We start from the raw sequence: 25,757 nt of genomic DNA, 5'->3' as shown, positions 1-25,757 counted from the left end.
TAGTGTGACGTACGTCCCACCGCGTACGTGAAGGCAGGGTCACGGCGCGCCGAAACGCGGACCGCGTGCTCCGTGCCCGTGAAGCGGTCACGGTCCCGTTCGCCCAGTGTACGGACCATCGGGTGAATGCCGTCACACCGGTCTCAACACCTGATACCGGATGATCTCGGCTGGACGGCACCGTGCCCTAGCCTGAGCGGATGCAGAGTTCACCGCGGCGCCTTCCGAGGGGGCGTCACGCGCTGTCCCGCGCGGAGGTGGAGCGGGTGCACCGCGACCGGCTGTGCTCCGCGATGGCGGCGGCGATGGCGGAGAAGGGGTACGTCGGCACGTCGGTGGAGGACGTGCTGAAGCGGGCCAGGGTGTCGAGGCAGAGCTTCTACGCGCTGTTCTCGTCCAAGCTCGACTGCTTCATGACGGCGTTCGACCAGGCGAGCGAGTTCCTGCGCCTCCATCTGGCCGACACCGTGGCGAGCGCCGGCGCGAGTGAGGGAGACCCGGCGGAGAGGTTCGAGCGCGCGTTCACCACCTACCTGGAGACTCTGGCGCTGGATCCGGGGTACGCGCGGCTGTTCCTGGTGGAGGTGTACGCGGCGGGGCCGGAGGCCGTCCGCCGGCGTACCGAGGTGCAGCACATGCTCGCGGAGGGCCTCGCGGACCTCATGGGCGTGACCGGGGACGCGGGCCGCTTCGCCTGCCAGATCGTGGTGTCGGCGGTGAGCACGATGGTGACGCCCGCCGTCGCGGCCGGCGACATGGAGGCCCTGCGGGCGGTCGGGCCGCCGGTCATCGAGCACGTACGGCTGCTGCTCCGCTCGGGCGTCCTGGACGGTTAGCCGTCAGGCCGGCGGTCGGGCTGGACGCGCAGCGCGGTGATCACGGTGGCGAGCATCTCGTAGTGGGTGGCCAGCATGGTCAGCTCGACGCACTCCGCCTCGGTGAGGACGGCGCGCAGCCGTATCCAGGTCTCGTCGTCGAGGTCCCGTTCGGTGTGGAGCCGGTCGGTCGCGATGAGGAGCGCCCGCTCGCGCGGCGTCCATCCGAGGGCGCGCGGCCCCTCCTCGACGCGCTCGATGTCCCGGTCGTGGAGGCCGGCGCGGCGCGCGAGGCGGACGTGGTGGTCGAACTCGTAGCGGCAGTCGCGCAGGTGGGCGACGCGGAGGATGACGAGCTCGGTCTCGCGGCGCGGCAGGGTTCCGCCGGGCATGAGCCGTCCGGCGAACCACAGCCAGCCGCGGAACAGGCCGCGGCTGCGCGCCAGCGTCAGGAACAGGTTCGGCGGCCGCCCGGTCCCCGTGGCCCGCCCTGCGACGCGGCAGATGAGCCAGTTGACGAGCCCCACGTCGCGGCGGCTGCCGGGGGTGGCGCGGGGTGAGGTCATCGGCGGGGCTCAGGTTGCGGTGTGGTCAGCTCGACTTGCTCGTTCCTGGCGATTTCCAGGATCTCACGTAGTCCCTTCTGGACGACGCGGTCGGAAATGGGTTGCACGACCATCCGGACCGGCAGAACGCCTCCGACCCACCAAGGAGCCACGATGCGCTTGGAACGTCGGGCGATTCCGCGCTCCAGCGCGTCGATCCCCACTCGCAGTGGCGCGACGCCCGAAACGAAGCTGCTGCGCGGCGCCGCGTCCATCAAGGCGGACGCCGCTTCGGTGCTGAACCCGCGGTGCGTCATGTCGGTGTCGAGTTCGGCGAAGTAGGCGACGCCCGCCTTCGCGCCCCAGGGGCGCAGCTCCGCGCGCAACGTGTTGCCGAGGGCCTCGACTCCTGCCTTGGACGCGCTGTAGGCGCCCAGCAAGGGCGCGTGGACGGCCGCCGCCAGGGACGCGACGGCGAGGGCGTAGCCGCGTTCATGGCTGATATGGGGCCCGGCGGCTCGGAGGGTGTTGAACACCCCGAGCACGTTGACGCGCAGGCTCTGTTCCAGGACGGACGGGTCGCCGCCTATCACCGGCATCTGCGCGGCCACCCCCGCGTTGGCCACGACCACGTCCAGGCCGCCCAGCTCTTCGACCGCGCTGGTCACGACGTCCTCGACCCGGTCGCGGTCGGTCACGTCGCACGTCCACCAGGGGGCCCGCCCGCACTCCCCGGCGACGGCGGACAGGTGGTCGGGCTCCAGCCCGGCGAGCGCCACCCGCGCGCCGCGCTCGTGCAGCCTGGCGGCGAGGGCCGCGCCGATCCCCCGCGCGGCGCCGGTGATCAGCACGCGCCGCCCGGCGAGGGTCGCCGCCCACCGGGAGGAGTCACGGATCATGGGGCGACCCTACCATTAAAGAACATATGCGTCTTTTTGGGATCATCGGATGTCCTGCCGGACGCTTCGCGCGGCCGGGCGACGCGGGCGAGGCTCTAGGCTGACCGGTATGGCGACGGAGGCGTCCCCGAAGGCGCGTGCTCGGAAGTGGAAGGACGAAACACGCCTGGGGCTGGTGCGGCGCGCACGCCGCATCAACCGGATCCTGGCCGAGACCTACCCGGACGCCCACTGCGAGCTGAACTTCGGGACCCCGTTCCAGCTCCTCGTGGCGACCGTGCTGTCCGCGCAGACGACCGACGTCCGGGTCAACCTGACCACGCCGGAGCTCTTCGCCAAGTACCCGACACCCGAGGACCTCGCCGCCGCCGACCCCGAGGACGTCGAGGCCATCCTGAAGCCCACCGGCTTCTTCCGCGCCAAGACCAAGTCGGTCATGGGCCTGTCCGCCGCGCTCCGCGACCGGTTCGGCGGGGAGGTCCCGGGGCGGCTCGACGACCTCGTGAAGCTGCCGGGCGTCGGGCGCAAGACGGCCAACGTCGTCCTCGGCAACGCCTTCGACGTCCCCGGGATCACCGTCGACACCCACTTCGGCCGCCTCGCCCGGCGGTTCGCCTGGACGACCGAGGACGATCCCGTCAAGGTCGAGCAGGAAGTCGGCGAGCTCATCCCGCGCAAGGACTGGACGATGCTGTCCCACAGGCTCATCTGGCACGGCCGCCGCATCTGCCATGCCCGCCGTCCGGCCTGCGGCGCGTGCCCGCTCGCGCGGCTGTGCCCGGCCTTCGGCGAGGGCCCGACGGACGAGGACACCGCCCGCAAGCTCGTCAAGCCCGGACCGTTCTCGTGACCCGCCCGGGAAGGAACGCGGGCCGCCCGGAGTTGGGACGGACGTGACCGACACCACCCTCAGCCGCCCCGCCTGGCTCGACCGGTTCCTCGCCGAGGCGCCGAGGATGCCGGTGCCGCCGATGTTCCGGCCCGAGCCCGGCGCCCGCGACGCCGCCGTCCTGATCCTGTTCGGCGAGGGTGCGGACGGTCCGGACGTCCTGCTCACCGAGCGCGCCGCCACGCTGAACAACCACGCCGGGCAGCCCGCGTTCCCCGGCGGCCGCATCGACCCCGAGGACGACGGGCCGGTCGCGGCGGCGCTGCGCGAGGCGTGGGAGGAGGCCGGCGTCGAGCCGTCCGGCGTGGACGTCCTGTGCTCGCTGCCCGAGCTGTACCTGTCGCACAGCGCGCACCGGGTCACGCCCGTCGCCGGCTGGTGGCGCGAACCGTCGGAGATCGCGCCCGGCCATCCTGGAGAGGTCGCGACGGTCGCGCGCGTCCCGCTCGGCGAGCTGGTCGACCCGCGGAACCGGCTGATGGTGCGGCACCCGTCCGGGATCAGGGTGGGGCCGGCGTTCCACGTGCGGGACATGCTCGTCTGGGGTTTCACGGCGGCGCTGCTGACCCAGGTCCTGGACGCGGGCGGCTGGAACCGCCCCTGGGACACCTCGCGGGTCGAGGACCTCCCGCAGGAGGTCGTGGACCTCGCCGCGCGCGGCTGACGGCCTCGTGCATTCCCACAAAATCGTTTCGCCGCGTCCGCACGGAGAGCTCGCCACGGGTCAGGGCGCCGTTCGCGGTGCGTACGGCGATGGTCACGCGCGCGCGTCACTCCCGGCGGCTACCTCGCGCACCCGAATCTGGTACATCGAGGGGACGTGAAGCGGCGGCGCGGACCTATACGGTGAACGCGTGCTGCACGACCACGTACTCGATCTCATCCTGCTCGTGCTCGTCGTGCTGTTCGGGGTCTCGGGCTACCGGCAGGGCTTCATCGTGAGCCTGCTGAGCTTCGTCGGCTTCGTCGGCGGCGGCGTCATCGGGGTGCTGATCGCGCCGCCGATCGCGGAGGCCGCGGTGGACGGAGCCGCCCAGCAGGCGCTGCTCGCCATCGTGATCGCCTTCCTCGCCGCCACCCTCGGGCAGCTCGTCGCCTCGTCGCTCGGCGCCGTCCTGCGCAACCGGGTGACCGGCATGAACGCCCGCACCGCCGACGCCGTCGGCGGCACGTTCGTCAGCGCGCTGTCGCTGCTCATCGTCGCCTGGTTCTTCGGCAGCCTGGTCGCCAACTCCGAGTTCAAGCCCGTCCGGACGCAGGTCAAGGGCTCCTCCATCATCAACGGCATCGACGACGTGATGCCGGCGCAGGCGCAGACGTGGTTCACCTCGTTCCAGGGGTTCGTGAAGAGCAGCGAGTTCCCGCAGGTGTTCAACGGCCTCGGCGGCGAGTCGGTGGTGCAGGTCCCGCCGCCGGACGAGTCCGTGCTGAACACGCGGGGACTGCGCGCGGCCAAGGACAGCATCGTGAAGGTGGTCAGCACGGCGCCGCAGTGCCAGCGCCGCATCGAGGGCACCGGGTTCGTGTTCGCGCCGCAGCACATCATGACGAACGCGCACGTCGTCGCCGGGGCGCGCGGCTCCTCCGTGGTGGCGACGATCAACGGCGACACCAACCGGGGGCGGGTCGTGCTGTACGACCCGAAGCGCGACATCGCCGTCCTGTACGTGCCGGGGCTGCGGGCGCCGGCGCTGCAGTTCGCCAAGGAGGCCCGCGTCCGGGACGACGCGATCATCGCCGGGTTCCCGAAGAACCAGCCGTTCACGCCGGGGGCGGCCCGCATCCGCGCCCGGCAGACGGCGCGCGGCCCGGACATCTACCACTCCGGCCAGGTCAGCCGCGAGATCTACGCGATCCGCGGCAAGGTCGAGCCGGGCAACTCCGGCGGGCCGCTGCTGTCCACGGACGGCCGGGTCTACGGCGTCATCTTCGCGGCGGCGCTCGACACCGAGTCCACCGGGTACGCGCTCACCGCCGAGGAGGTCGCGTCCGACGCGCGGGCGGGGGCGAACGCCACGAAGCCGGTGTCCACGCAGAGCTGCTCCGACTAGGGCTGCTCCGAATAGAGGGCTGCTCCGGCCAGGGGGCTGCTCCGGCCAGGGGGCTGCTCCGACGAGGGGACCGCTCCGGCCTAGGGGTTTGTGAGGCGGAGGGGGATGGGGCCGTTCTGCGGCTCCTCGGCCAGGGCACGGGCGCGCTGAACGATTCCGCGGACGTCGATGCCGTGCGGTGGCGCGTCCTGGTACGGGACGATCCGGTCGGCGGCGCGGCGGAGCAGGGCTTCGCCGCCGCGTGCGTTTCCCCGGCGGAGGTGGGTTATCCCCACGGCGACCTGTGCCAGACCCCTCCACAGTTCACGCTCGGGCTCCGGCGCGGCCTTCCAGACCGCTTCCAGTACTTCGTGGGCGTGGAACGGACGATCGGCGTCCAGAAGCCGTTGGGCCTCGGCCAGAGCTTCGCCTGGGGGCATGTCGAGGTCTTCCGGCATCGTGGGTATGCCGCTGGCGCCGTGCGGCAGAGGACGTCCGTACGCGTCGCGTGGCCGTGCGTTGCGTGGGCGTCCAGACTCGTCCCGATCCCGCATGCCTCCACGGTACGCGGGGGTTTCAGCCTTCCGGTCCCGGGTCGGCGAGCCAGCCGAGAAGCTGCGTGTCGAACTCTTCGGGGCGTTCCTGATGGGGGAAGTGGCCCGCGCCCTCTATGAGCGTCCAGCGGTAAGGAGCGGTCACGTAACGGCCGGAGCCTTGTGCACTGGACGGGAGGATGCACGTGTCCAGGGCGCCGTGCACCTGGAGCGTGGGTGCCTGGATAGGGGCTCGCATGCGGTGCGCGTAGCGGATACCGTCCGGGCGGGCCTGCGACCGGACGAGCCAGCGGTGGTACTCCAGCGCGCTGTGGGCCGCCCCAGGTATCTGCACGGCCTTCCGTACGAGCTGTTCTGTGCGTTCGTCCGGCCAGCCTGGACCGGACCAGTCGTGCAGGAGCTTCCCGGCGAGCGCCGCGTTGTCGCGGACCAGGCGCCGTTCAGGCCACATGGGCAACTGGAAGCCGAACGTGTGGCGCGCCGCCCATCCCTGCCCGCGCGGGTCGCCGGCGACGGCCTGCCGCAACCGCAGCGGGTGCGGGGCGCCCACCACCGCCAGCCGCTGGACGATCTTCGGGTGGTAGACGGCCATCGTCCAGGCGAGCAGCCCGCCCCAGTCGTGCCCGGCGACGATCGCGTTCGCCTCCCCCAGCGCGCGGACGAGCCCGGCGGCGTCCCCGGCCAGGGTGACCAGGTCGTACCCGCGCGGCGGCTTGTCGCTGCCGCCGTAGCCGCGCAGGTCGACGGCCACCGCCCGGTATCCCGCGGCCGGCAGCGACACCAGCTGGTGGTGCCAGGACCACCAGAACTCGGGGAAGCCGTGCAGCAGCAGGACGAGCGGTCCCTCACCGGCCTCCGCGACGTGGAAACGCGTCCCGCCGGCGCTGATCTGCCGGTGCGTCCACGGGCCCTCGACCTCGATCAGCGACGCGTCGTGCCCGGACATGGCGCCCGTCAGGCCGTCAGCTCGGGGGCACCCGAGTCGCCGCGGCTGCGCAGCGCGGCCAGGTCCTCCTTCAGCGTCTTCCGGGTCCGCTTCGCACCCTCGATCTTGGAGATCCGCCACTTGCCGAAGAGGATCAACAGCCCGGCCAGCGCCGCGTACACGACCGCGACGATGAGGAACGCGGCCCAGTGCCAGAGGCCGAACCCGACCAGGCCGTAGGCGAAGGCGATGGACAGCAGGATGACGACCAGCCCGCCGAGCACCCCGGCGGCGCTGAACATCGCGCTGCCGATCGCCGCCTTCTTGGCGTCGGCCTTCAGCTCCAGCTTGGCCAGGTCCATCTCCGCTCTGACCAGGTTGGAGATGGAGCTCGACGCCAGCGCGACCAGCTCGCCGACGGACTTCTCCTCGACGCGCTCGTCCGGTGTTGCCTCCGACATATCGCATTTCTCCTTAGCCCGGGCGCGCGCGCAGACGCACCCTTCTCCGGAAGACGACGGCGGCGGCCGCCGAGGCGAGAACGCTCGCGATCAGGACCGCAGTCGTCACTCTCTCGAATTGTGACGGGTCGGTATAGGCCAAACCGCCGATCAGCAGCGAAACGGTGAAACCCACCCCCGCGAGCAACGCGACCCCCGCGATCTCGTGCCAGTGCAGATCCTCGCCGAGCGTCGCCAGGCCGAGCCGGACGGCCGCCCAGGCGCCGCCGAAGACGCCCACGAACTTACCGATCACCAGTCCGGCGATCACCCCGAGGGCCACCCGATCGGTGAACACCGCCCCCAGTTCGGACATGCCGAGCCCGACACCGGCCGACACGAAAGCGAAAATGGGAACGGCGACGCCCGCGGAGAACGGCCGCAGCGCGTGGTCGGCGCGTTCCGCGTTGGTCGGCCGCCCGTCGGGCGTCTCTTTCGGGCTGGTGAGCATCCCCAGCGCGACGCCGGCGACGGTCGCGTGGATCCCGCTGCGCTGAAGGCAGTACCAGGCCAGGACGGCGATGGGCACGTACACCCACGGCGAGCGGACGCCCTTGTACTGCAAGAGGCCGTACGCGCCTATCAGCGCCACGCTGAGCGCCAGCGGCGTCCAGTGCAGGGTGTCGGTGTAGAAGAGCGCGATGACGGCGATGGCGATCAGATCGTCCACCACGGCCAGCGTCAGCAGGAACGCGCGCAGCGGGGCCGGGCACGAGGTGAACGTCACGGCGAGCACGGCCAGCGCGAACGCGATGTCCGTCGCCGTCGGCACCGCCCACCCGCCGAGCGCGCCCGGCTCGCCCGCGCTCACCGCCAGGAAGATCAGTGCCGGCGCGACCACCCCGGCCCCCGCCGCGATCACCGGCAGCGCGGCGTCCCGCGGATGGCGCAGCTCGCCGTACGTCAGCTCCTCGCGCAGTTCGAGGCCGGCGATGTAGAAGAACACCGCGAGGAGCCCGCTGGACGCCCAGTGCTGCACGTCCATGTGCCCGATGTGCAGCCAGTGCGGGCTGATCTCGAACGTCCGGAGGTCCTCGTAGGCGCCGGCCCACGGCGTGTTGGCCCATACGAGCGCGGCGATGGCCGCGAGCAGCATCACGACGCCGCCGATCGTCTCCGTGCGGAGCGCACTGGCGACCTGCGTGCTGTAACGGACGGTGGGACGGAGCGGCCACGTTGCGGCAACGCGGCGCTTCACGGTGGGGCGCGCCATAAAGGATCCTCGGAAGCGGCGGACGACGGACATGGGTCACGTCCCGCACGCAACGGGACAATCCCCTGCCGACCAGGCTTCCCGGCGCACCTAAGCCCAGTTTACCTGCGATGACTCAGTGGGTGGTTTCCGGACCTGCGGAGCGCACCCGCGCAGGGTGCGCAGAGACCGTGCGGGGTGTGCGCAGGGCCCGTGCGGGGTGTGCGCAGAGAAGCGGCCCGCGCCCCCCGGTGTGGGCAGGGCGCGGGCCGCGTCGGTTCCTCTGGTCCCCTGGTGGCTAGTCCTCGGACTTGGCGCTGGGCAGCTTCTCGGAGATCAGGTCCATCACCGTGCTGTCGGCCAGGGTGGTGACGTCGCCGATGCTGCGGTTCTCCGCCACGTCCCGCAGCAGCCGTCGCATGATCTTGCCGGAGCGGGTCTTCGGCAGCTCCGGAACGATCATGATCTGCCGGGGCTTGGCGATCGGGCCGAGGGTCTTGGAGACGTGGTCGCGCAGCTCGCGCAGGAACTCCTCGCCCTCCACCTCGCCGCCGGCGTCCCCGCGCGGGATCACGAACGCCACGATGGCCTGCCCCGTCACCGGGTCGGTCGCGCCGACGACCGCCGACTCGGCGACCTTCGGGTGCGAGACCAGCGCCGACTCCACCTCCGTCGTGGAGATGTTGTGCCCGGACACCAGCATGACGTCGTCGACGCGGCCGAGCAGCCACATGTCGCCGTCCGCGTCCTTCTTCGCGCCGTCACCCGCGAAGTACAGGTTCTCGAAGCGGGACCAGTACGTCTTGACGTACCGCTCGTCGTCGCCCCAGATCGTCCGGAGCATGCTCGGCCACGGCTCCCTGAGCACCATGAAGCCGCCGCCGCCGTCCGGCACCGACCGGCCCTGGTCGTCGACGACGTCCGCGGCGATCCCCGGCAGCGGGCGCATCGCCGCGCCCGGCTTGGCCGCCGTCACGCCCGGCAGCGGGCTGATCATGATCGCGCCGGTCTCCGTCTGCCACCAGGTGTCGACCACCGGCGTCCGGCCGCCGCCGATCTTGTCGCGGTACCAGACGTAGGCCTCCGGGTTGATCGGCTCGCCGACCGACCCCAGCACGCGCAGCGACGACAGGTCGTACTGCGCAGGGATGTCGTCGCCCCACTTCATGAACGTGCGGATCGCCGTGGGCGCGGTGTAGAAGATGGACACCTTGTACTTCTGGATGACGTCCCACCAGCGACCCTTGTTGGGGGTGTCGGGAGTCCCCTCGTAGATGACGCTGGTCGCACCGTTGGCCAGCGGCCCGTACACGATGTAGGAGTGTCCGGTCACCCAGCCGATGTCGGCCGAGCACCAGTAGACGTCCTTCTCCGGCTTCAGGTCGAACACCGCCCAGTGCGTGTACGCGCACTGCGTGAGGTAGCCGCCGGTGGTGTGCAGGATGCCCTTCGGCTTACCCGTCGTCCCGGACGTGTACAGGATGTACAGCGGGTGCTCGGAGTCCATCGGCTCCGCGGTGTGCTGGTCGCTCTGCCGCTCGACGACGTCGTGCCACCACAGGTCGCGGTCGTTCTCGGCCACCGCCTCGCCGGTGCGGCGCACCACCAGGACGTGCTCGATCGTCGGCGTCTGCGCGACGGCCTCGTCCACGATCCCCTTCAGATCGGACGGCTTGCCGCGCCGGAACCCGCCGTCGGCGGTGATGACGACCTTGGCCTGCGCGTCGTCGATGCGGGTGCGGAGCGCCTCCGCCGAGAAACCGCCGAACACGACCGAGTGGGTCGCGCCGATGCGCGCGCACGCCAGCATCGAGATCGGCAGCTCGGGGATCATCGGCAGGTAGATCGCGACCCGGTCGCCCTTGCGGACGCCCAGTTCGAGCAGCGCGTTCGCGGCCTTGTTCACTTCGGTCTGCAGGTCGGCGTAGGTGAGGGTACGGGAGTCGCCCGGTTCCCCCTCCCAGTGAAAGGCGACCTTCGCTCCCCGCCCGGCCTCGACGTGCCGGTCGACGCAGTTGTAGGCGACGTTCAGCTCACCGCCCACGAACCACTTGGCGAACGGGGGGTTGCTCCAGTCCAGGACGTCGTCCCAGCGCTTCGTCCAGGTGAGCCGGTCGGCCTGCTCGGCCCAGAACCCCAGGCGGTCCTCAGCGGCCTGCTCGTAGGCCTCGGCCTTCACGTTGGCCTCGGCGGCGAGTTCAGCGGGCGGGGAGAAGCGGCGCGTCTCCTGCAGAAGGTTCGACAGTGTTTCTTGGCTGTTGCTCAACGCGAACTCCTTGCTAGGTGATGCGGGGTCGCCCGGTATCCCCACTTCACCAGGAAGGTCCCGGTCCTCACAAGGCCGCGGACCCGGGTGTCGGGGGAGAGCGCGGGCGGCGCCTACGTCTCCGGACGGTTCGTGCGGTGCCGACAGGCCGGGCCTTCCCAGGTCCGGCATGCGGGAACCGTCTCCGTTCTACGCCCTCACGACCCGATGCGCGAACGCCGGACGGGACCGCATAAGGTCGGGCCGTGACCGATGCCTTCGCCGCCGTAGCCGACCTGCCCGGTGTCGCCGACGCCGTCGACGACGCGCGTAAGGCTGTGGACCGGCTGCTCGGCCACCGGATCCTGCGGCGGCGCAGCGCCGAGGTGTCCACGGAGTCGGCGCTGCGCGGCGCGCGCGCCTCAGCCGTCCTCGAAGGCTCCCCGGTAACGCTGGACGAGCTTCGCACCACGGAGAACCCGTCGGACCCTGTCGTCCAGGGCACATTGCGCGTCTCGGCCGAGCTGGGCACGCTGGCGGACGTCTGGCGGAAGGCACCGCGGCAGGCGCTGGCGCGTCTGCACGTCCTCGCAGGGGCCGACGCGGTGGACGGCGCCGAGCTGGGACGTCCGCGCAGTGGCGACGGGGTGGTGAAGGACGTTCTCGGCCTTGGCGACCCTCCCGCTCCGTCGGAGGTGGCGGCTCGCCTGGACGCGCTCAGCGGGCTGCTGACCGAGCCCACCAAGGCGCCGGCGCTGGTCGTCTCGTCGATCGTGCACGGCGAACTGCTGGCGCTGCGCCCGTTCGGGTGGGGGGACGGGGTCGTCGCCCGCGCCGCTCAGCGTCTCACACTGGTTGCCCGTGGCCTCGACCCCAAGTCGCTCGTCGCACCGGAGGTCGGGCACCTCGAACTGTTCGAGGAGTACGCCGAGGCCCTGCGCGGCTACACGTCCGGTACGTCCGAGGGGGTGGCGCGCTGGGTCGCGCACTGTTCCGCCGCCGTGGCCACCGCCGCGCGAGACTCCCAGGCAATCTGCGAAGCGTTCATGCGCGGCTGACGCGTTGTCGGTGGGTGGGGCCATGCTGTTCGCATGGTCGATCGCATGCACGGACGACCCGCCGCGCCGACGAACGTCACCATCTCTTCGGAGAACTGGGATTCTCGTGACCTGACGGGTGAGAACCACGAAAACGTCCTGTTCGTGGACGTGGACATGACGGAGGCCAGTGGCGTCGGTGCCATGTTCACCGGCTGCACGTTCAGGGGCGTGCGTTTCAACGTGTCCAGCCATACGGATGCGGCGTTCGTGAACTGCACGTTCGTCAGATGCGGTTTCTTCGACGCGTCCTTCACCGGGTGCAAGTTCCTGGGGAGCCTGTTCGACGGCTGTACACACGACCTGATGAAGGTCAAGGGCGGCGACTGGTCGTTCACCGGTCTCCCAGGCGCCGATCTGCGGCGGGCCTCGTTCACCGACGTGCGCATGCGCGAGGCGGATCTCACGGGCGCGAGGTGCTCGGGGGCGGAACTGCGCGAGGTCGACCTGTCGGGCGCATCGCTGCACAAGGCCGACTTCTCGCGCTGTGATCTACGCGGCAGTGACCTGTCGTCCCTCGACCCGCTCACCGCCGAGATGAGGGGCGCGGTGATCGACGCCTACCAGGCGGTCGTGCTAGCGACGACGCTGGGGTTGGATGTCCGCGGCTAACGCCTGCGGAGGGGCGGTGGGTGCAAGCGAGCGGCGCCCCGCTCGGGGACGCCGCCGCCAAACACGTCACACCGGGTTACCAAGCGTGCACCTCATATCCGTCGGACCGGGTCAAGCCCGTCTCGACGCGCCTCCCGCGGCTGGTCGCGCGTGGGTGCCCGGGTGCCGTGCTCGGACACGTGGTCCGTACGACCTGTCTACGCCTCATTTGCCCTGTTGACAAGCCCCTGTTGGGGAAACGCGCGGGGGCGGCGGGTCCGGAGCCGGAGGAGACATGGGTGCCCTATGGGGCTGACGGGGGATATTCCGGACTAACCGGAATCATAACTTTGGTCCGATAATTGATTACACACCGTGATCGTTTCCTTTTGGGCGCCGATCCCGGATGTGGCGGGAAAGATCTTTAGTTCTCCTGTACGCTCCCACTCCCGCCCCGTTGCGCTCCTTGTGCACTGGGACGGGAGCCCCGGCGCCGGTGCGGTCGCGTCGCACGCGTCCCGCCTTCGGCGGATCGTTACCGCCAGGTGCGAAAAATCGTCACGTGCCGGACGAGTTTGCGACTCGACGGAACTCTCGACGATCGGGCAGCATATGTTGTATCTGCCTAGACTGGAGTCCGCGAGTTTGCCCGTGGCATAGCGCGAACTTACATACGGGCTGAACTCCCTGAGTCTTTCCTGGGAAAACGGGCCGGCTCTACCCCCCCGGAGCCGGACCGTCCGGCGACCCCCGCTCTCCCCCCCGGCGGGGGTCGCCCAGTCGTGCAGCGGCCGGGCGGTGGCGCCCGCGAGACACCTCCGCGCCACCGCCCCGCCGCCCGCGACGGGAAGTTATCCACAGGTCACGGATTTCCAGCGGCGCCCGCGCGGCGCCCCGCAAGGTGGATGTCTCCGAACGTCGAAGGAGCCATCCGATGAACCTTGCGGCACTGATCGTCACCTCCGACCCGGCGCTCGCCGACGGCCTGCTCCGCCTCGCGGCCGCCGCCGACGCCCACGCCGAGGTCGCCTACGGCGCCAACGAGGCCAGGCCCGCCTGGACGTGGCCGGCCCTCATCCTCGTGGGCGCCGACGCCGCCGGGGACGTGGCGGCCGCCGGCCTCCAGCGCCGGCCGGGCGTCGTCCTCGTCACCGGCGACGGCGCCACGTCCGACGCGTACCGCCTCGCGGTGGAGGCCGGCGCCCAGGACGTCGCCGCGCTGCCCGACCACGAGGACTGGCTCGTCAACGCGTTCGCCGCCGCCTGCGAGCCCGAGGGCGGCTGGGCCACCACCCTCTGCGTCGTCGGCGCCCGCGGCGGCGCCGGGGCCAGCGTCCTCGCCGCCGCGCTCGGCGTGGCCTCGGCGAACCAGGGCCTGCGCACCCTCCTCGTCGACGCCGACCCGTTCGGCGGCGGCGTCGACCTCATGCTCGGGCTGGAGGAGCACGAGGGCGTCCGCTGGCACGACCTCGCCGAGCGCCGCGGCCGGCTGAGCACCGCCACGCTCCGCGAGACCCTGCCCCGCGCGGGCGACCTGTCCGTCCTCTCCTGGCGGCGCGGCGAACCCGTCCCGGTCTCCGACGAGGCCGTCGGGTCGCTGTTCGACGCCGCCGCCCGCGGGTTCGACCTGGTCGTCGTGGACGTCCCCCGCTACCCCGGCGACGTCGGCCGGGCCGCGCTGCGCACCGCCGACCGCACCCTGCTGCTCGTCCCCGCCGAGGTCCGCGCCACCGTCGCCGCCGACGGCCTCGCCACCGCGCTGCGCCGCGACACCGCCGACCTGCGCCTGGTCGTCCAGGGCCCGGCGCCCGGCGGCCTCACGCCCGACGCGGTCGTGACCGCCCTCGACCTGCCGTCCGCCGGCACCTTCGAACGCGACCGCCGCCTGCCCGCCGCGACGGACGAGGGCACCCTGGAACGAGCCTGCCGCCGCGGCCCCCTGACCGACTTCTGCGCCGCCGTCCTCGACGACCTCGCCCTCCAGCCCACCGCCTACCAGGAGGCCGCCGCGTGACCGGGCTCTCCGACGCCGTCCGGGACAGGCTCGCCCACACCGGCGGCGAGGCGACGACCGGCCGGGTCGCCGCCGCGCTGCGCGCGGAAGAACGCCTGCTCGGCGACCGCGAGGTCCTCGCCCTGGCCGACGAGTTACGCGCCGAGTTTGTCGGCGCCGGCCCCCTGGAGCCGCTGCTGCGCTCTCCGGACGTCACCGACGTCCTGGTGAACGGCCCGGACGAGGTCTGGATCGACACCGGCTCCGGTCTGGTCCGCACCTCCGTCCGCTTCCCGGACGAACCGGCCCTGCGCCGCCTGGCCCAGCGCCTCACCGCCGCCGCCGGCCGCCGCCTCGACGACGCCTCCCCCTACGCCGACGCCCGCCTGCCGGGCGGCGTGCGGCTCCACGCGGTCCTGCCGCCGGTGGCCGCGACCGGCACCTGCCTGTCGCTCCGCCTCCCCCGCCGCCGCGCCTTCACCCTGGACGAGCTGGTCACGGCGACCACCATCCCGCCCGAGGGCGCCGCCCTCCTCGCCGCCCTGATCGAGTCCCGCGCCGCCTTCCTGATCACCGGCGGCACGGGAACGGGCAAGACCACACTCCTAAGCTCCCTGCTCTCGCTCGTGAACCCATCGGAACGCCTGCTCCTGGTCGAAGACTCCGCGGAGCTGAAACCGTCCCACCCCCACGTCGTCCGCCTCGAAGCTCGCCCCCCGAACATGGAGGGCGCGGGCGGCGTAACGCTGAACGACCTGGTCCGCCAGGCCCTCCGCATGCGCCCAGACCGCCTGGTCGTAGGCGAGGTGCGCGGCCCCGAGGTAGTGGTTCTCCTCCAAGCCCTGAACACCGGCCACGAAGGCGGTTGCGGCACCCTCCACGCCAACACGGCCGCCGACGTACCCGCCCGCCTGGAAGCCCTCGCCTGTGCGGCGGGGCTCACACGGGAGGCCGTCCACAGCCAGCTGGCAGCGGCGCTGGACATCGTCGTCCATCTGGTCCGCGAGCCGGGCGGGGGCCGGCGCCGCGTAGCCGAGATCTGCCTGCTCCAGCGGGCCCCCGACGGCCTGGTCGGCGTCGTCCCCGCCGTCTCGTTCACCACCTCCGGCGAAACCGTCCCGGCCCCGGGCGTGGACGCCCTGACCGCCCGGTTGAGGGGCAAAGCATGATCGAGGTTCTCGCCGTCCTCTGCGCGGCCGCCGCGGCCTGGACGCTCCTGACGCCCTCCCCAGCGTCCCACCGCCTCGACCGCCTGACCTCCCCAAAACCCTCAAATCCACTGCGCCCCCTCCAGACCAGGATCGAGACCTTCCGGGAACACCGAACACGTCCACAACGCCGCCGCACCGCGGTCATCGAACTGTGCGACGCCATGGCCGCCGAGTTGGCCGCCGGCCGCACCCCTGACGAGGCCTTCACGGCAGCTGCCACCGTCCTAGACCCGCACGTGTCCGCCGAACTCCTCAGCCTGCCTCGCCCACCGCCCGACCACCTGGACAAGCTGGCCGCCCAACCCGGCGCCGAGGGCCTCCGCCTGCTCGCGGCCTGCTGGCGCGTCGGCTCCGAACGCGGCGGCACCCTCGCCACCGTCCTGGACGGCCTCGCAAGCGCCCTACGCGACGAGGAGACCCAGCGCCAGGAGGTCTCCGTCCAACTGGCCGGCCCCCGCGCAACGGCCCGCCTCCTGGCCGCGCTCCCCCTCCTGGGCCTGGCCATGGCCGCAGCCCTAGGCGCCCACCCCATCCAGTTCCTCTTCGGAACCCTCCCAGGCCTGGCCTGCCTGATCACAGGCACAACCCTCAACGCAACAGGCCTCCACTGGACCCGCCACCTGTCCAAATCCGCAGAATCCCCCCACTAACCCCACGATCTCCCAGGCTCCAGGGAGACCACCATTTCGCACCACCAGCCACCACCGCCCCAAACGCGCACACAGCCACATCAAGCAACCCCGACAACATCAGCAAGCCCACCCACTCCCTACAAGCACCACCAGCCCAAATTCACCCAAGCCAACCCCCGCCACCGCGCCGCGCCGCCACATTGATCGGCCCGATCACCCTCCGCCGGTGGCCCCCAATCGCCGCCTGTCGCACCTGGCGCGACCGCGTACCTGCTGCGAGTCGAGGGGACGTCGGCGTGGCGCTCGCCGTCCCGGCGGCGCCCAGATATCCGGCCCGACCACTGACTACGTGTAGGTGGCAGGTCGAGTGTGACTCCCTCTAAGGCGGACGGACGGGAAGAGGCCAAGCGTCGCAGTGTGTCTGGCGCCGGTGTCTGCGACGCGGTTGGGCTCGCGGCGCCCCTGCGGCGGACGAATTGGTGTGCGGGCGGCTCGGGGGTCAGGTGTCGGTCAGCCTTCCGAGCAGGTCGTCCACCACGTTGCGGACGGACTTGCCCGTCTGGAGACGGAGCTGCTCTGGCTTCCGTTGCGCGTGCTCCCTGGCCGCGTGCTGAATGTGGCGCCGTCTGTTCTGGCCGAGCTGTTCTGGTCGAGGGTGGGGCGGGGGCCGCGAGGTAGGGGTGGCAGATTGACCGGTTCGCAGAGGAATGGAGAGCCCGGGGCCCGGCCCCGGGCGACAAGGTGAGTGAAGGGGAAGGCAGGTGGGGGCGTGACGATGTGGATGGTTGTGCTCTGCGCTGCGGTGTCCGGTTTTCTCCTTCCTAGGGGGACGAGCACCGCTACGCACAGGCTGGCCAGGCAGTTTCGTGGGAGACAGCCGAAGCATGCTGCTGCGAGTCCGCGGCGTGCGCGGGGTCAGGCCGCCTTCCGGCGGGGTGGGGCGCCCGATGCCGTGAAGGGACGGGACGGGCCCTCAGAAGAGGCTCAGCGGCGGGACGTCTTGCTCAGGCGTGCCGCCGCTGGTGCGGCGGGAGTGCTGTGCGTGGTGGTGCTGGGCGGGCCGACCGGCTGGGCGATCGGTGTTCTGGCGGCGGTGGCGGTGTGGTCGTCCTTCAGCCGTCTCGGCAGCGGTGAGCGCCGCCGCAGGCAGGCCCGGCTCATCGCGGACCTCCCGGCCGCGGTCGATCTTCTCGCCGCATGCCTGCGTGGCGGCGCGCCCTGGCACGAGGCCGTGACCGCCGTCGCGGACGCCGTTGGTGGCCCACTCGGGGACGAACTCCGCGCCGTTTCCGTCCAGATCCGGTTGGGAGCCGATCCGGCGGAAGCGTGGCTGGCGTCGACAAAGGAGCCGATGCTCGCACCCTTGGCACGGGCGGCCGTCCGGGCGACGTCGACGGGGGCCGCTCTCGCCCCGTCTCTCAGCCGCCTCGCACGCGACCAACGCCGCGTCGCCCGCTCGGCGGCCGCCGCCAGGGCCAGGGCGGCGGGCATCCGGGCACTCGCCCCGCTCGGCCTCTGCTTCCTGCCCGCCTTCATCCTGCTGGGCGTCGTCCCGGCCATCGCCGGGATCGCCTCGACCCTCCTTCTGCCCTGGTGAGCCGGGTTATCCACAGAACGGCGTTCACCCTTCACCCGGTCCGCCCGGACAGCAGCCTTGAACAGAACCACGAGCGAAAGGAGCCCCGATGAGGGCCATGAAGACGGTGGTGCGGCGATGGTCCGGAGCATGCAAGGACCGCGGGATGTCCACCGCCGAGTACGCGGTCGGCACCATCGCGGCGGCGGCCTTCGCCGGGTTGCTGTTCAAGATCGTGACCAGCTCCCAGGTGAAGTCGCTGCTCTTACAGATCATCGAGAAGGCCCTGAAGCTGGCCGGCTGAGGGACCGCGGGACGGTCACGGCGGAGATCGCCGTGGCCCTCCCCGCCCTAGTCCTGATCACCGCGGTCGCCCTGTGGGGCGTGACGGTCGCGTCCGTCCAGCTCACCTGCGCGGACGCGGCCCGCGCCGGCGCCCGTGCCGCGGCCAGGGGCGAGTCCCTCACCGCGGTACGGGCTCTGGTGAAGGAGGCCGTCCCCGATGGGGCGACCGTCGAGGTCCGGCGCGACGAGGCGACCGTCCACGTGGACGTCTCGGCCCCTGTCCGCCCCGCCGCGGCGATCGGCCTGCCACCCCTGACCGTCCAAGCCCATGTGGCCGCCCCCACAGAACCAGGAACCCCCGCCGATGCCTCCTGACCCTGCACACACCGCGAACCAGCCCAGGTGGGGGTCGAGCTTGTTGCGGGGGGATCGGGGGTCGGGGACGGTGTGGGTGCTCGCGTTCTCGGTCCTCGTGTGGGTGGTCGGTGTCACGGCGATCATGGTCGGCGGCGTCCGGGTGGCGAGGCATCGGGGGGACGCGGCGGCCGACATGGCGGCTCTGGCAGGCGCAGCGCGGGTCGCGTACGGGGACGCCTGCGCCAGGGCGAAAGAGATCGCGGTCGAGTCCGGTGCCCGCGTGGCGCGGTGCCGGGTGCGCGGTGACGTGGTCGAGGTGTCGGTGACGGTCGAGCTGCATGTGCCGATGGGGATCGGCGGTCTGCGAGTCGCTTCCCGGGCCAGGGCTGGCCCCGTGGGACGGGACGATGTAAGGTAACGCTTACATCGTTGCACTGAGTGTCAATAGGGTGGGAGGTCGTCGGAGAATGAAAACACGTTCCTCTTTGTCATGCTCCTGTGACTTTTGCTACCCGGTGGTACGTTACGCTGCCGTAAGCCCGTAGCCATCTCCAGGCACAGTGTGACCCGCGAGCCCTCCGCGGGACGAACGAGCAGGACGCTGTCGAAGGGATTGAGGCCGTGACCATCAGTCGCAGGATCGGTGCAGTCGCGCTCGCGGCGCCCCTTGCGATGAGCTTCCCGGTACTCGCCGCCCTGCCTGCGAAGGCCGCGACGACCAGTGTCATCACCCCGGCGAACGGCGCGGTCATCACCAGCGGGTCCGAGCTGACGGCCAAGGCCCACTTCGACTTCGCCATCACCATGCAGCTGAGGGTGGACGGCCCCGGCATCGGCGACACGTTCCTCCAGGAGAAGGGCTTCTCCGGGGACATGTCCGGAACCTTCTCCATCGGCCGGAACGGCCGCTACAAGGTCTACTTGAAGGGCAAGCAGACCGGGAACATCTACGACTCCAACACCTTCACCGTGCGCATCGCGCCGGCGGCCCCCACCGGAGTGTCCGCCAGCGCGTCCGGCGGCAAGGTCGTCGTGAAGTGGAACCGCGGCCTTGAGGACGACCTCACCGGGTACACGCTGTCCGGTTCGGGTGTGAAGTCCAAGTCCGGTTCGGTCGGTTCCCTGTGCCAGGGGACGAGCTGCTCCACCACCCTGTCGGCGACCCGGTCCAGTGGCGCGGTCTCGGTGGGCGTCAAGGCCCGGCGGTCGACGGGAACGGGCGGCTCCCTGTCCTCAAGCGCATCCACGGCCAGCGCCTCGCTGGGTGGTTCCGGCTCGGTGCCCGGCGGCTCGGCGCCGTCTCTCCCGTCCGGCGGCAGCGTCCCCAGCACCGGGACGCCGCTGACCCCGTTCAACAACCAGTCGCCGGTCACGCTCCCGTCCGTCCAGCCGGACGGCGCGACGCCCGGCTTCACCTACCCGGCGCCGCAGATCGCCACCGATTCGCCGAAGGCGGAGAACGTCGCCGCGACCGACCGCCTCCAGTGGGGCAAGAGCGTCGGCATCGCGATGGTCCTGCTGATCATCGCTGCGCATCTCGGGACGTGGACGCGGCGCCTGCGCGTCGCGCAGGGCCCGACCAGCAGCAAGGGCATGGCCGCGCGCATCGCCCGCAGCGGCACCGGCCGCAAGCGGGTGTCCAAGGCCCGCGAGCAGATCGCGCGAGCCGAGGCGCTGGCCAAGACGGCCCCGGTCACGCTCGCCGGGGCCAAGGCCGGCAAACCGGCGAAGAGGACCGGTGGCCCGAGGACCGTCGACTCGCCCAGGCCGAAGCCCGGCCGCCGTCCCGCAACCCTCGGCAAGCGCTCCAGCGGCGTAAGCGTCCGCATCGCCCAACCCGCCACCAAGCCCAAACGCGGCCGCCGCAGCAAGTAGCCCGCACCGCGCCCCTCCCCCTGGCGCATGCCCATACTCACAGCCCACCCGGCCGCCGCGCGGCCGGAGGCTCTCCGGCGAGCCGACCGTCACCCGGCTCGCGATTGGCCGACTGCCGTTCCCGGTCCATCGAGCGGACCGTGGAACGGCCGCCGGTCCAGGGGATCTCACTCAATGGTCTGCGCCCGACCCGGCCGACCCGTGGGCCCGGCGGGCCGGCCGATTCATGGGCCCGGCGGGCCGGGCGATTCGTGGGTGCGGGCCGGGCGATTCGTGGGTGCGGGCCGGGCGATTCGGTGGGCGCGGCATGGGTGGCCGTCTACGCGGCTGACGGAGCAGGAAGATTTCCGGGGCGGTCGCGTCGGTGCGGAGGGCGCCGGCGTTGTGGGCGCGGGTGATCGGTTCGGGGGTGAGCCGGCGGGCCTGTTCGGTGGCGTGCTGGATCTGCGGGGTGAGTTCTATGGTTCTCGCCAGCGGGGGGCAATGCGCCGAAGCGTGCCCAGCCGGTCGGCCACGTTCACTTGTCCTGTGGCACTGCGGGGTGCGGGGCTTGTGGTATCCGCTCGCTGGGCGGCAGCGCTGCTTTCGCTTCGTGATTACCGGCTCGATCATTGCCCGCATCGTCAGAGACGGTCGCTGTGTATGGCTTTCTCCCCCGAGGCCGTAGCCAGGCGGCCGATGGCTGGCGGTCGCTCCGGGGTCATGGTGCTGGCTGGTGTGTCAAGCGTGCTGGTGGGTGGGGGCGGTGGTCGGCTGTGCCGGGTTGGAAATGCCCGGTGGGTGCTTGCTTTCCTGGGGCCGTCTCAGGGGTTGGTGGGGGTGGCTTGTGTGGGCTTGGGGTGGGTGGTGGGGGTGGGCGTAGCGTGGGGGGATGGCCGGGGGGAAGTTCGGCCGCGGGGCGTTTCGGGGTGTGGGGCGCGCTCGGGCTCGGCTGACGCGGGGGGCGTTCTGAGATGGCGCCGGCGTTGCGGGTGCGGCTGCTCGGCGGGGTGGAGCTCCGGCTGGACGGGGAGGCGCTTCCGACGCTGGAGTCGGCGCGGGTGGAGTCGTTGCTGGCGTATCTGCTGCTGCATCGGGAGGCGCCGCAGTTGCGGCAGCGGCTGGCGTTCCTGTTGTGGCCGGACTCGACCGATGGGCAGGCGCTCACCAACCTTCGCAAGGTGCTGCACAATCTGCGGCGGTCATTGCCGGACGTCGACCGCTTCGTCGACATCGGGGCGCGGACGGTGCGGTGGCGGGACGAGGCGCCGGTGCGGCTGGACGTCGAGCAGTTCGAGCAGGCGATCGCGGGTGGGCGGCTGGAGGACGCGGTCGGCCTCTACGGCGGTGAGCTGCTGGAGGGCTGCTACGACGAGTGGCTTATCGAGGAGCGGGAGCGGCTCGCGAGGCTGCACATGGGGTCGCTGGCGGAGCTCGCGGAGCGGCGCGGCCGGGAGGGGCGGTGGCCGGACGCCGTCCGGTACGCCGAGCAGCTGGTGGGCTGCGATCCGTTGCGGGAGGAGGGGCATCGGCTGCTGATGCGGCTCTGCGGTGAGGGCGGTGACCGGGTGCGGGCGCTGCGGGCGTACCACGTGTGCGCCACGACGCTGGAGCGGGAGCTCGGCGTCGGGCCGTCGCCGGAGACGCGGGCGATGTACGAGGCGCTCGTCGCGGAGGCGGAGCCGCCGGCCGCGATGTCGCCGTTCGTCGGGAGGGCCGCCGAGTGGGAGCGCCTGGCGGGGGTGTGGCGGGAGGCGGCGTCCGGGCGTGCGCAGCTGGTGCTCGTCAGTGGGGAGGCCGGGATCGGCAAGACCCGCCTGGTGGACGAGCTGAGGGTCCGCGTGGGCGCGCCGGCGGTGGAGGCGCGGGCTTATCCGGCGGAGGGGACGATCGCCTACGGGGTCGTGACGGCGTGGCTGCGGTCCCCTCCGGTGTCGGCGCGGCTGCCGAGGCTGGATCGGGCGCGGCTGACCGAGCTTTCCCGGCTGCTTCCCGAGCTGGCGGTGGCGCCGCCCGAGGCGCTGCCGGAGCCCGAGCTGCGGCGGCGGCTCTACGGCGCGATCCGGCGGGCGCTGATGTCCGCCGGGGCGCCGCTGCTGCTGGTGGTGGACGACGCCCAGTGGTCGGACGCGCAGTCGCTCAGGCTGGTCCATTACCTGGTGCGGGCGGCGCCGTCCGCGCGGCTGCTCGTGGCCGTCACCGCACGAAAGGAGGACCTCGACGCCGGGCATCCGCTCGGCACGCTGATCCGGTCGCTGCGGGCGCTCGGGCGGTTCACCGAGATCGAGCTCGGGCGGTTGGGCCGGGAGGAGACCGTGCTGCTGGCCGAGCGCATCACCGGCATGCCATGGGACGCCGCTGATCTCCAGAGGCTGTACGGCGACAGCGAGGGCAATCCGCTGTTCCTGGTGGAGGCGCTGCGGGCGGACGCGCCGGCGGCCACGCCGAAGGTGCAGGCGGTGATCGCGGGGCGGCTGGCGCGGCTGTCGGAGCCGGCCGCGGAGCTGGCGGGCGTCGCCGCGGCGGTGGGGCGGGCGTTCACCGCGGACGTCGCGGCGGCGGCGAGCGGGTTCGACGAGCGGACGTTCGTGTCCGCGCTGGACGAGCTGTGGCGCCGCGGGATCGTCCGGGCGCACGGCCCGAGCGCCTACGACTTCAGCCACGGACGGATCCGGGACGCCGCCTACGCCGCGCTCGGGCCGCCCCGCCAGCGGCGGGCGCATCTCGCGGTGGCCCGCGCGCTGGAGGAGGGCGGCGGCGCGGCGGCGGCGCTCGCGGCGCACTACGAGAAGGCGGGCGCGACCGCGGCGGCCGTCCGGTGGCATGAGCGGGCGGCGCGGGACGCGCAGTGGCTGCACGCGCACGCCGACGCGGCCCGCGCGCTGGAGCGGGCGCTGGAGCTGTCGGACGGTCTCCCGCGCGGCCCCGGCACGGCGCGGCTCCAGCTGCGGCTGCTGACGGCGCTGCCGGCGCCGCTGGTGGCGTGCGAGGGGCACGGGTCGGAACGGATGGCGCGGGTGCACGCGCGGGCGCTGCGGCTCGCCGACCGGCTCGGCGGCGAGCCGGATCCGCCGCTCGTCTGGTCGCTGGCGCTGGCGGCGCTGACGCGGGGGGAATGGGCGGCGGCGCACGGGTTCGGCGAGCGGCTGCGGGCGCGCGCCGAACGGGACGGCGACCAGGTGCTGTGGGTGGAGGCCGACTACGTCGACGGGATCGCCGCCTACTGGGCGGGGGACCTGGAGCGGGCGCGCCGGCATTTCACGGCGGCGGTGCGGCGGTTCCGGCCCGCGCGGCGCCGGGCGCACGTCCTGCGCTACGGGCAGGACACCGAGCTGATCGTCCGGCTGCGGCTGGCGCACGCGCTGTGGCTGCTCGGCCGCGGCGCCGAGGCCGACCGCCAGCGCGCCATCGCGCTGGGGGGCGCGCAGGGGTCCACGCACGCGTACAGCAGGGCGGTCACGTGGCTGTGGGCGGCGATCGACGCGATGGACCGCGGGGACGCCGTGCAGTTCCGCCGGCACGTGCGGGGGCTGGAGGCGGACCTCGCGGAGGGCGCTCCCCGCCAGGTGCGCGTGCCGATGGAACTGTTCGGCGGATATCTCGACGTGCTCGCCGGGCGGACGTCCGAGGGCCTGGAGCGCCTGCGCCGTTCCCGCGACCAGGTCGTCCTGGGCGAGCCGCCCGCGCCGGGGCTGCCCGGTGTCGCGACCCGGCTGCTGCTGGAGGGGTACGCCCTGGCGGCCGAGCCCGGCGCCGGGCTGGCCCTGGCGGACGAGGCGCTCGGCATGGGCCGCGGCGCCCGGCTGTGGGAGGCAGAGATCCGGCGGCTGCGCGCCCTGTTCCTCGCGGCGCTCGGCGAGCCCCGCGGCGAGGTGGACGCGGAGCTGTACCGCGCGCTCGCCGCGGCGCGGCGGCGGGGGCAGCGCGCGTTCGAGGAGCGGGTGCGCGGAACGCTCGCGGAACGGGGGTTCCGCCACGATCGTGCCATCTGACGATCCGAAGGAGGAGTGATGGCCCCGATCAACGTGGTGAACGCCCTCAAAGGCGGGTTCTCCGGCACGGTGCTCCTGCCGTCCCAGCCCGGATACGACGAGGCGCGGAGCGTCTTCAACGGGATGATCGACCGCAGCCCGGCGGTCATCGCCCGGTGCGCGGACGCGGCGGACGTCGCCGCGGCGGTCGACACCGCGCGCGACAACGAGCTGCTCGTGGCGGTCCGCTCCGGCGGCCACGGCGTCGCGGGGCTCGCCACCTGCGACGACGGCATGATGATCGATCTGAGCGGGCTGAAGTCGGTCACCGTGGACCCGGTCGCGCGGACGGCCACGGCGGGCGGCGGCGTGCTGTGGGGGGAGTACGACGCGGCCACCCAGGCGGAGGGGCTGCACACCCCCGGCGGGCGGGTGACCACGACCGGCATCGGCGGGTTCACGACCGGCGGCGGCTACGGCTGGACGTCCTCGAAGTACGGGCTGGCCTGCGACAACCTCGTCTCGGCGGAGGTCGTGCTCGCCGACGGGAGCATCGTGCGGGCGAGCGAGGACGACAACGCCGAGCTGTTCTGGGGCATCCGCGGCGGCGGCGGGAACTTCGGCATCGTCACCGAGTTCGAGTTCCGGCTGGAGCCGCTCGGCCCGACCGTCCTCGCCGGGCTGACGGCCTTCCCGGTCGAGCGGGCACCGGAACTCGTGCGCCGGTGGCGCGACTGGGCGGACGCCGCGCCCGACGAGCTGTCCACGTCCTGTGCCGTCCTCACCGCGCCGTCCGCGCCGTTCGTCCCGCCGGAGCTCGTGGGGGAACCGGTGTTCGGGGTGCTCGTGCTCTACGTCGGGGCCCCGGAACTCGGCGAGGACGCGATCCGGCCGCTCCGGGAGATGGGGCCGGCCGTCGACCTCATCTCACCGATGCCCTACATCGAGTTCCAGGCGATCCTCGACCCGACCTGTCCGCCGGGCTTCCGCAACTACTGGCGCGGCGAGTACATGCGGGACCTGGACGACGCGGCGATCGACGTCTACCTCTCCCACGCCGTCGACCTGGCCGGGCGCGGGGCGCCGCTGAGCCAGATGGTCCTCTTCCGGATCGGCCAGGGCGTCGCCCGGGTGCCGGACGAGGCGACCGCCTTCTCGCACCGCGACGCCCGCTACCTGTTCCATCCGATCGCGGTGTGGTCGGATCCGGCCGACGACGCCGCGATGACCGCCGCCACACGCAGGTTCGCGGCCGCGCTGCGCCCGTTCAGCACGGGTGCGTCCTACCTCAACTTCACGGCGGAGGGAGACCGGGTCCGCGACGCGTTCGGCGAGGAGAAGTACGCCCGGCTGGTCGCGCTCAAGGACGCCTACGACCCCGCGAACCTGTTCCGTCTGAACCAGAACATCCGGCCGACCCTCCCCGCGGAGCCCGCCCTCACGTGACGCCCGCCGGCGCCGGGTGACCTTGCGTGGCCGGACGGCGGCGGCGGGTTCCGATGATCAGGAAGGGCTGGCGACCGGTTTGGGCAGGGTCTAGGCTGCCATGCCGAGTCGGATCGTCCGGTAATGCGGCCCGTCGCCCGGGATTCCGGC

Annotated in this window: 23 protein-coding genes; 16 read left to right on the top strand and 7 right to left on the bottom strand. The window is 72.3% G+C overall.

The genetic code is table 11. The annotated features are described in order from the left end of the window. Positions 1-200 precede the first annotated feature (200 nt). On the top strand, positions 201-836 hold the full coding sequence (locus tag BM339_RS40015; RefSeq protein WP_033330366.1) for a TetR/AcrR family transcriptional regulator: 636 nt from the start codon (positions 201-203) through the stop codon (positions 834-836). Here BM339_RS40015 and BM339_RS40010 read toward each other — a convergent pair. Both BM339_RS40010 and BM339_RS40005 read right to left on the bottom strand, forming a co-directional pair. Next, on the bottom strand, positions 833-1,381 hold the full coding sequence (locus BM339_RS40010) for a carboxymuconolactone decarboxylase family protein (RefSeq protein WP_021591518.1): 549 nt from the start codon (positions 1,379-1,381) through the stop codon (positions 833-835). The two genes, BM339_RS40015 and BM339_RS40010, sit on opposite strands and share 4 nt — an antisense overlap. Then, the gene (locus tag BM339_RS40005) at positions 1,378-2,259 is read right to left on the bottom strand and encodes an SDR family NAD(P)-dependent oxidoreductase (protein ID WP_021591519.1); all 882 of its coding nucleotides are present in this window, start codon (positions 2,257-2,259) and stop codon (positions 1,378-1,380) included. The genes BM339_RS40010 and BM339_RS40005 overlap by 4 nt, the downstream gene beginning before the upstream one ends. 109 nt (positions 2,260-2,368) lie before the next feature. Between BM339_RS40005 and nth the strand changes: the two genes are divergently transcribed. The 3 genes from nth to BM339_RS39990 all read left to right on the top strand — a co-directional run bounded on the left by nth (position 2,369) and on the right by BM339_RS39990 (position 5,199). Continuing rightward, entirely contained in the window at positions 2,369-3,109 is a 741-nt protein-coding gene (gene nth, locus BM339_RS40000) for an endonuclease III (protein WP_033330367.1), read from the top strand. Positions 3,110-3,215: 106 nt separating this feature from the next. After that, positions 3,216-3,812: an NUDIX hydrolase gene (locus BM339_RS39995; RefSeq protein WP_052357300.1), complete on the top strand. Its 597-nt coding sequence runs from the start codon at positions 3,216-3,218 to the stop codon at positions 3,810-3,812. Between the two features lie 190 nt (positions 3,813-4,002). Further along, a complete protein-coding gene (locus tag BM339_RS39990; RefSeq protein WP_021591522.1) occupies positions 4,003-5,199 on the top strand; it encodes a MarP family serine protease in 1,197 nt (398 codons plus the stop codon). 80 nt (positions 5,200-5,279) lie between these two features. Here the strand turns inward: BM339_RS39990 and BM339_RS39985 are convergent, their stop codons facing one another. The 5 genes from BM339_RS39985 to acs all read right to left on the bottom strand — a co-directional run bounded on the left by BM339_RS39985 (position 5,280) and on the right by acs (position 10,615). After that, positions 5,280-5,636, bottom strand: a complete 357-nt coding sequence (locus BM339_RS39985; protein WP_244938800.1) for a DUF309 domain-containing protein — start codon at positions 5,634-5,636, stop codon at positions 5,280-5,282. A 118-nt stretch (positions 5,637-5,754) separates the two neighbouring features. Then, positions 5,755-6,678 (bottom strand): alpha/beta fold hydrolase, encoded by a 924-nt coding sequence (locus BM339_RS39980; RefSeq protein WP_075024239.1) that lies wholly within the window; start codon positions 6,676-6,678, stop codon positions 5,755-5,757. A gap of 8 nt (positions 6,679-6,686) precedes the next feature. Then, the gene (locus BM339_RS39975) at positions 6,687-7,118 is read right to left on the bottom strand and encodes a phage holin family protein (protein ID WP_021591525.1); all 432 of its coding nucleotides are present in this window, start codon (positions 7,116-7,118) and stop codon (positions 6,687-6,689) included. A gap of 13 nt (positions 7,119-7,131) precedes the next feature. Then, the gene (nhaA, locus tag BM339_RS39970; RefSeq protein WP_021591526.1) at positions 7,132-8,370 is read right to left on the bottom strand and encodes a Na+/H+ antiporter NhaA; all 1,239 of its coding nucleotides are present in this window, start codon (positions 8,368-8,370) and stop codon (positions 7,132-7,134) included. A 277-nt stretch (positions 8,371-8,647) separates the two neighbouring features. After that, positions 8,648-10,615, bottom strand: a complete 1,968-nt coding sequence (gene acs, locus BM339_RS39965) for an acetate--CoA ligase (protein WP_075024238.1) — start codon at positions 10,613-10,615, stop codon at positions 8,648-8,650. Between the two features lie 245 nt (positions 10,616-10,860). On the opposite strand from acs, the gene BM339_RS39960 reads away from it, so the two are divergent. From BM339_RS39960 to BM339_RS39905, 12 genes are all read left to right on the top strand, one after another. Next, positions 10,861-11,652: a Fic family protein gene (locus BM339_RS39960; protein ID WP_075024237.1), complete on the top strand. Its 792-nt coding sequence runs from the start codon at positions 10,861-10,863 to the stop codon at positions 11,650-11,652. Between the two features lie 33 nt (positions 11,653-11,685). Beyond that, the gene (locus BM339_RS39955; RefSeq protein WP_024934457.1) at positions 11,686-12,303 is read left to right on the top strand and encodes a pentapeptide repeat-containing protein; all 618 of its coding nucleotides are present in this window, start codon (positions 11,686-11,688) and stop codon (positions 12,301-12,303) included. Positions 12,304-13,216: 913 nt separating this feature from the next. Further along, positions 13,217-14,296: a septum site-determining protein Ssd gene (gene ssd / locus BM339_RS39950; protein WP_075024236.1), complete on the top strand. Its 1,080-nt coding sequence runs from the start codon at positions 13,217-13,219 to the stop codon at positions 14,294-14,296. After that, the gene (locus BM339_RS39945; protein ID WP_075024235.1) at positions 14,293-15,444 is read left to right on the top strand and encodes a TadA family conjugal transfer-associated ATPase; all 1,152 of its coding nucleotides are present in this window, start codon (positions 14,293-14,295) and stop codon (positions 15,442-15,444) included. The genes ssd and BM339_RS39945 overlap by 4 nt, the downstream gene beginning before the upstream one ends. After that, entirely contained in the window at positions 15,441-16,136 is a 696-nt protein-coding gene (locus BM339_RS39940; protein ID WP_075024234.1) for a type II secretion system F family protein, read from the top strand. The genes BM339_RS39945 and BM339_RS39940 overlap by 4 nt, the downstream gene beginning before the upstream one ends. Positions 16,137-17,160: 1,024 nt before the next feature. Continuing rightward, the gene (locus BM339_RS39935) at positions 17,161-17,715 is read left to right on the top strand and encodes a type II secretion system F family protein (protein ID WP_244938798.1); all 555 of its coding nucleotides are present in this window, start codon (positions 17,161-17,163) and stop codon (positions 17,713-17,715) included. An 88-nt stretch (positions 17,716-17,803) separates the two neighbouring features. Next, a complete protein-coding gene (locus tag BM339_RS39930; RefSeq protein WP_021591533.1) occupies positions 17,804-17,998 on the top strand; it encodes a DUF4244 domain-containing protein in 195 nt (64 codons plus the stop codon). 32 nt (positions 17,999-18,030) lie between these two features. Further along, positions 18,031-18,354 (top strand): TadE family type IV pilus minor pilin, encoded by a 324-nt coding sequence (locus BM339_RS39925; protein WP_111832653.1) that lies wholly within the window; start codon positions 18,031-18,033, stop codon positions 18,352-18,354. A 40-nt stretch (positions 18,355-18,394) separates the two neighbouring features. After that, the gene (locus BM339_RS39920) at positions 18,395-18,754 is read left to right on the top strand and encodes an Rv3654c family TadE-like protein (RefSeq protein ID WP_337959949.1); all 360 of its coding nucleotides are present in this window, start codon (positions 18,395-18,397) and stop codon (positions 18,752-18,754) included. A 203-nt stretch (positions 18,755-18,957) separates the two neighbouring features. Beyond that, on the top strand, positions 18,958-20,211 hold the full coding sequence (locus tag BM339_RS39915) for a hypothetical protein (RefSeq protein ID WP_143118783.1): 1,254 nt from the start codon (positions 18,958-18,960) through the stop codon (positions 20,209-20,211). Positions 20,212-21,164: 953 nt separating this feature from the next. Next, positions 21,165-24,182: an ATP-binding protein gene (locus BM339_RS39910; RefSeq protein WP_075024231.1), complete on the top strand. Its 3,018-nt coding sequence runs from the start codon at positions 21,165-21,167 to the stop codon at positions 24,180-24,182. A gap of 18 nt (positions 24,183-24,200) precedes the next feature. Continuing rightward, entirely contained in the window at positions 24,201-25,607 is a 1,407-nt protein-coding gene (locus BM339_RS39905; protein WP_075024230.1) for an FAD-binding oxidoreductase, read from the top strand. Positions 25,608-25,757: the final 150 nt, after the last annotated feature.

Source organism: Actinomadura madurae (genome assembly GCF_900115095.1).
Taxonomy (GTDB): Bacteria; Actinomycetota; Actinomycetes; order Streptosporangiales; family Streptosporangiaceae; genus Spirillospora; species Spirillospora madurae.
Note: the sequence above shows the minus strand (reverse complement) of the source record. Positions and strands in the feature narration are given on the sequence as shown.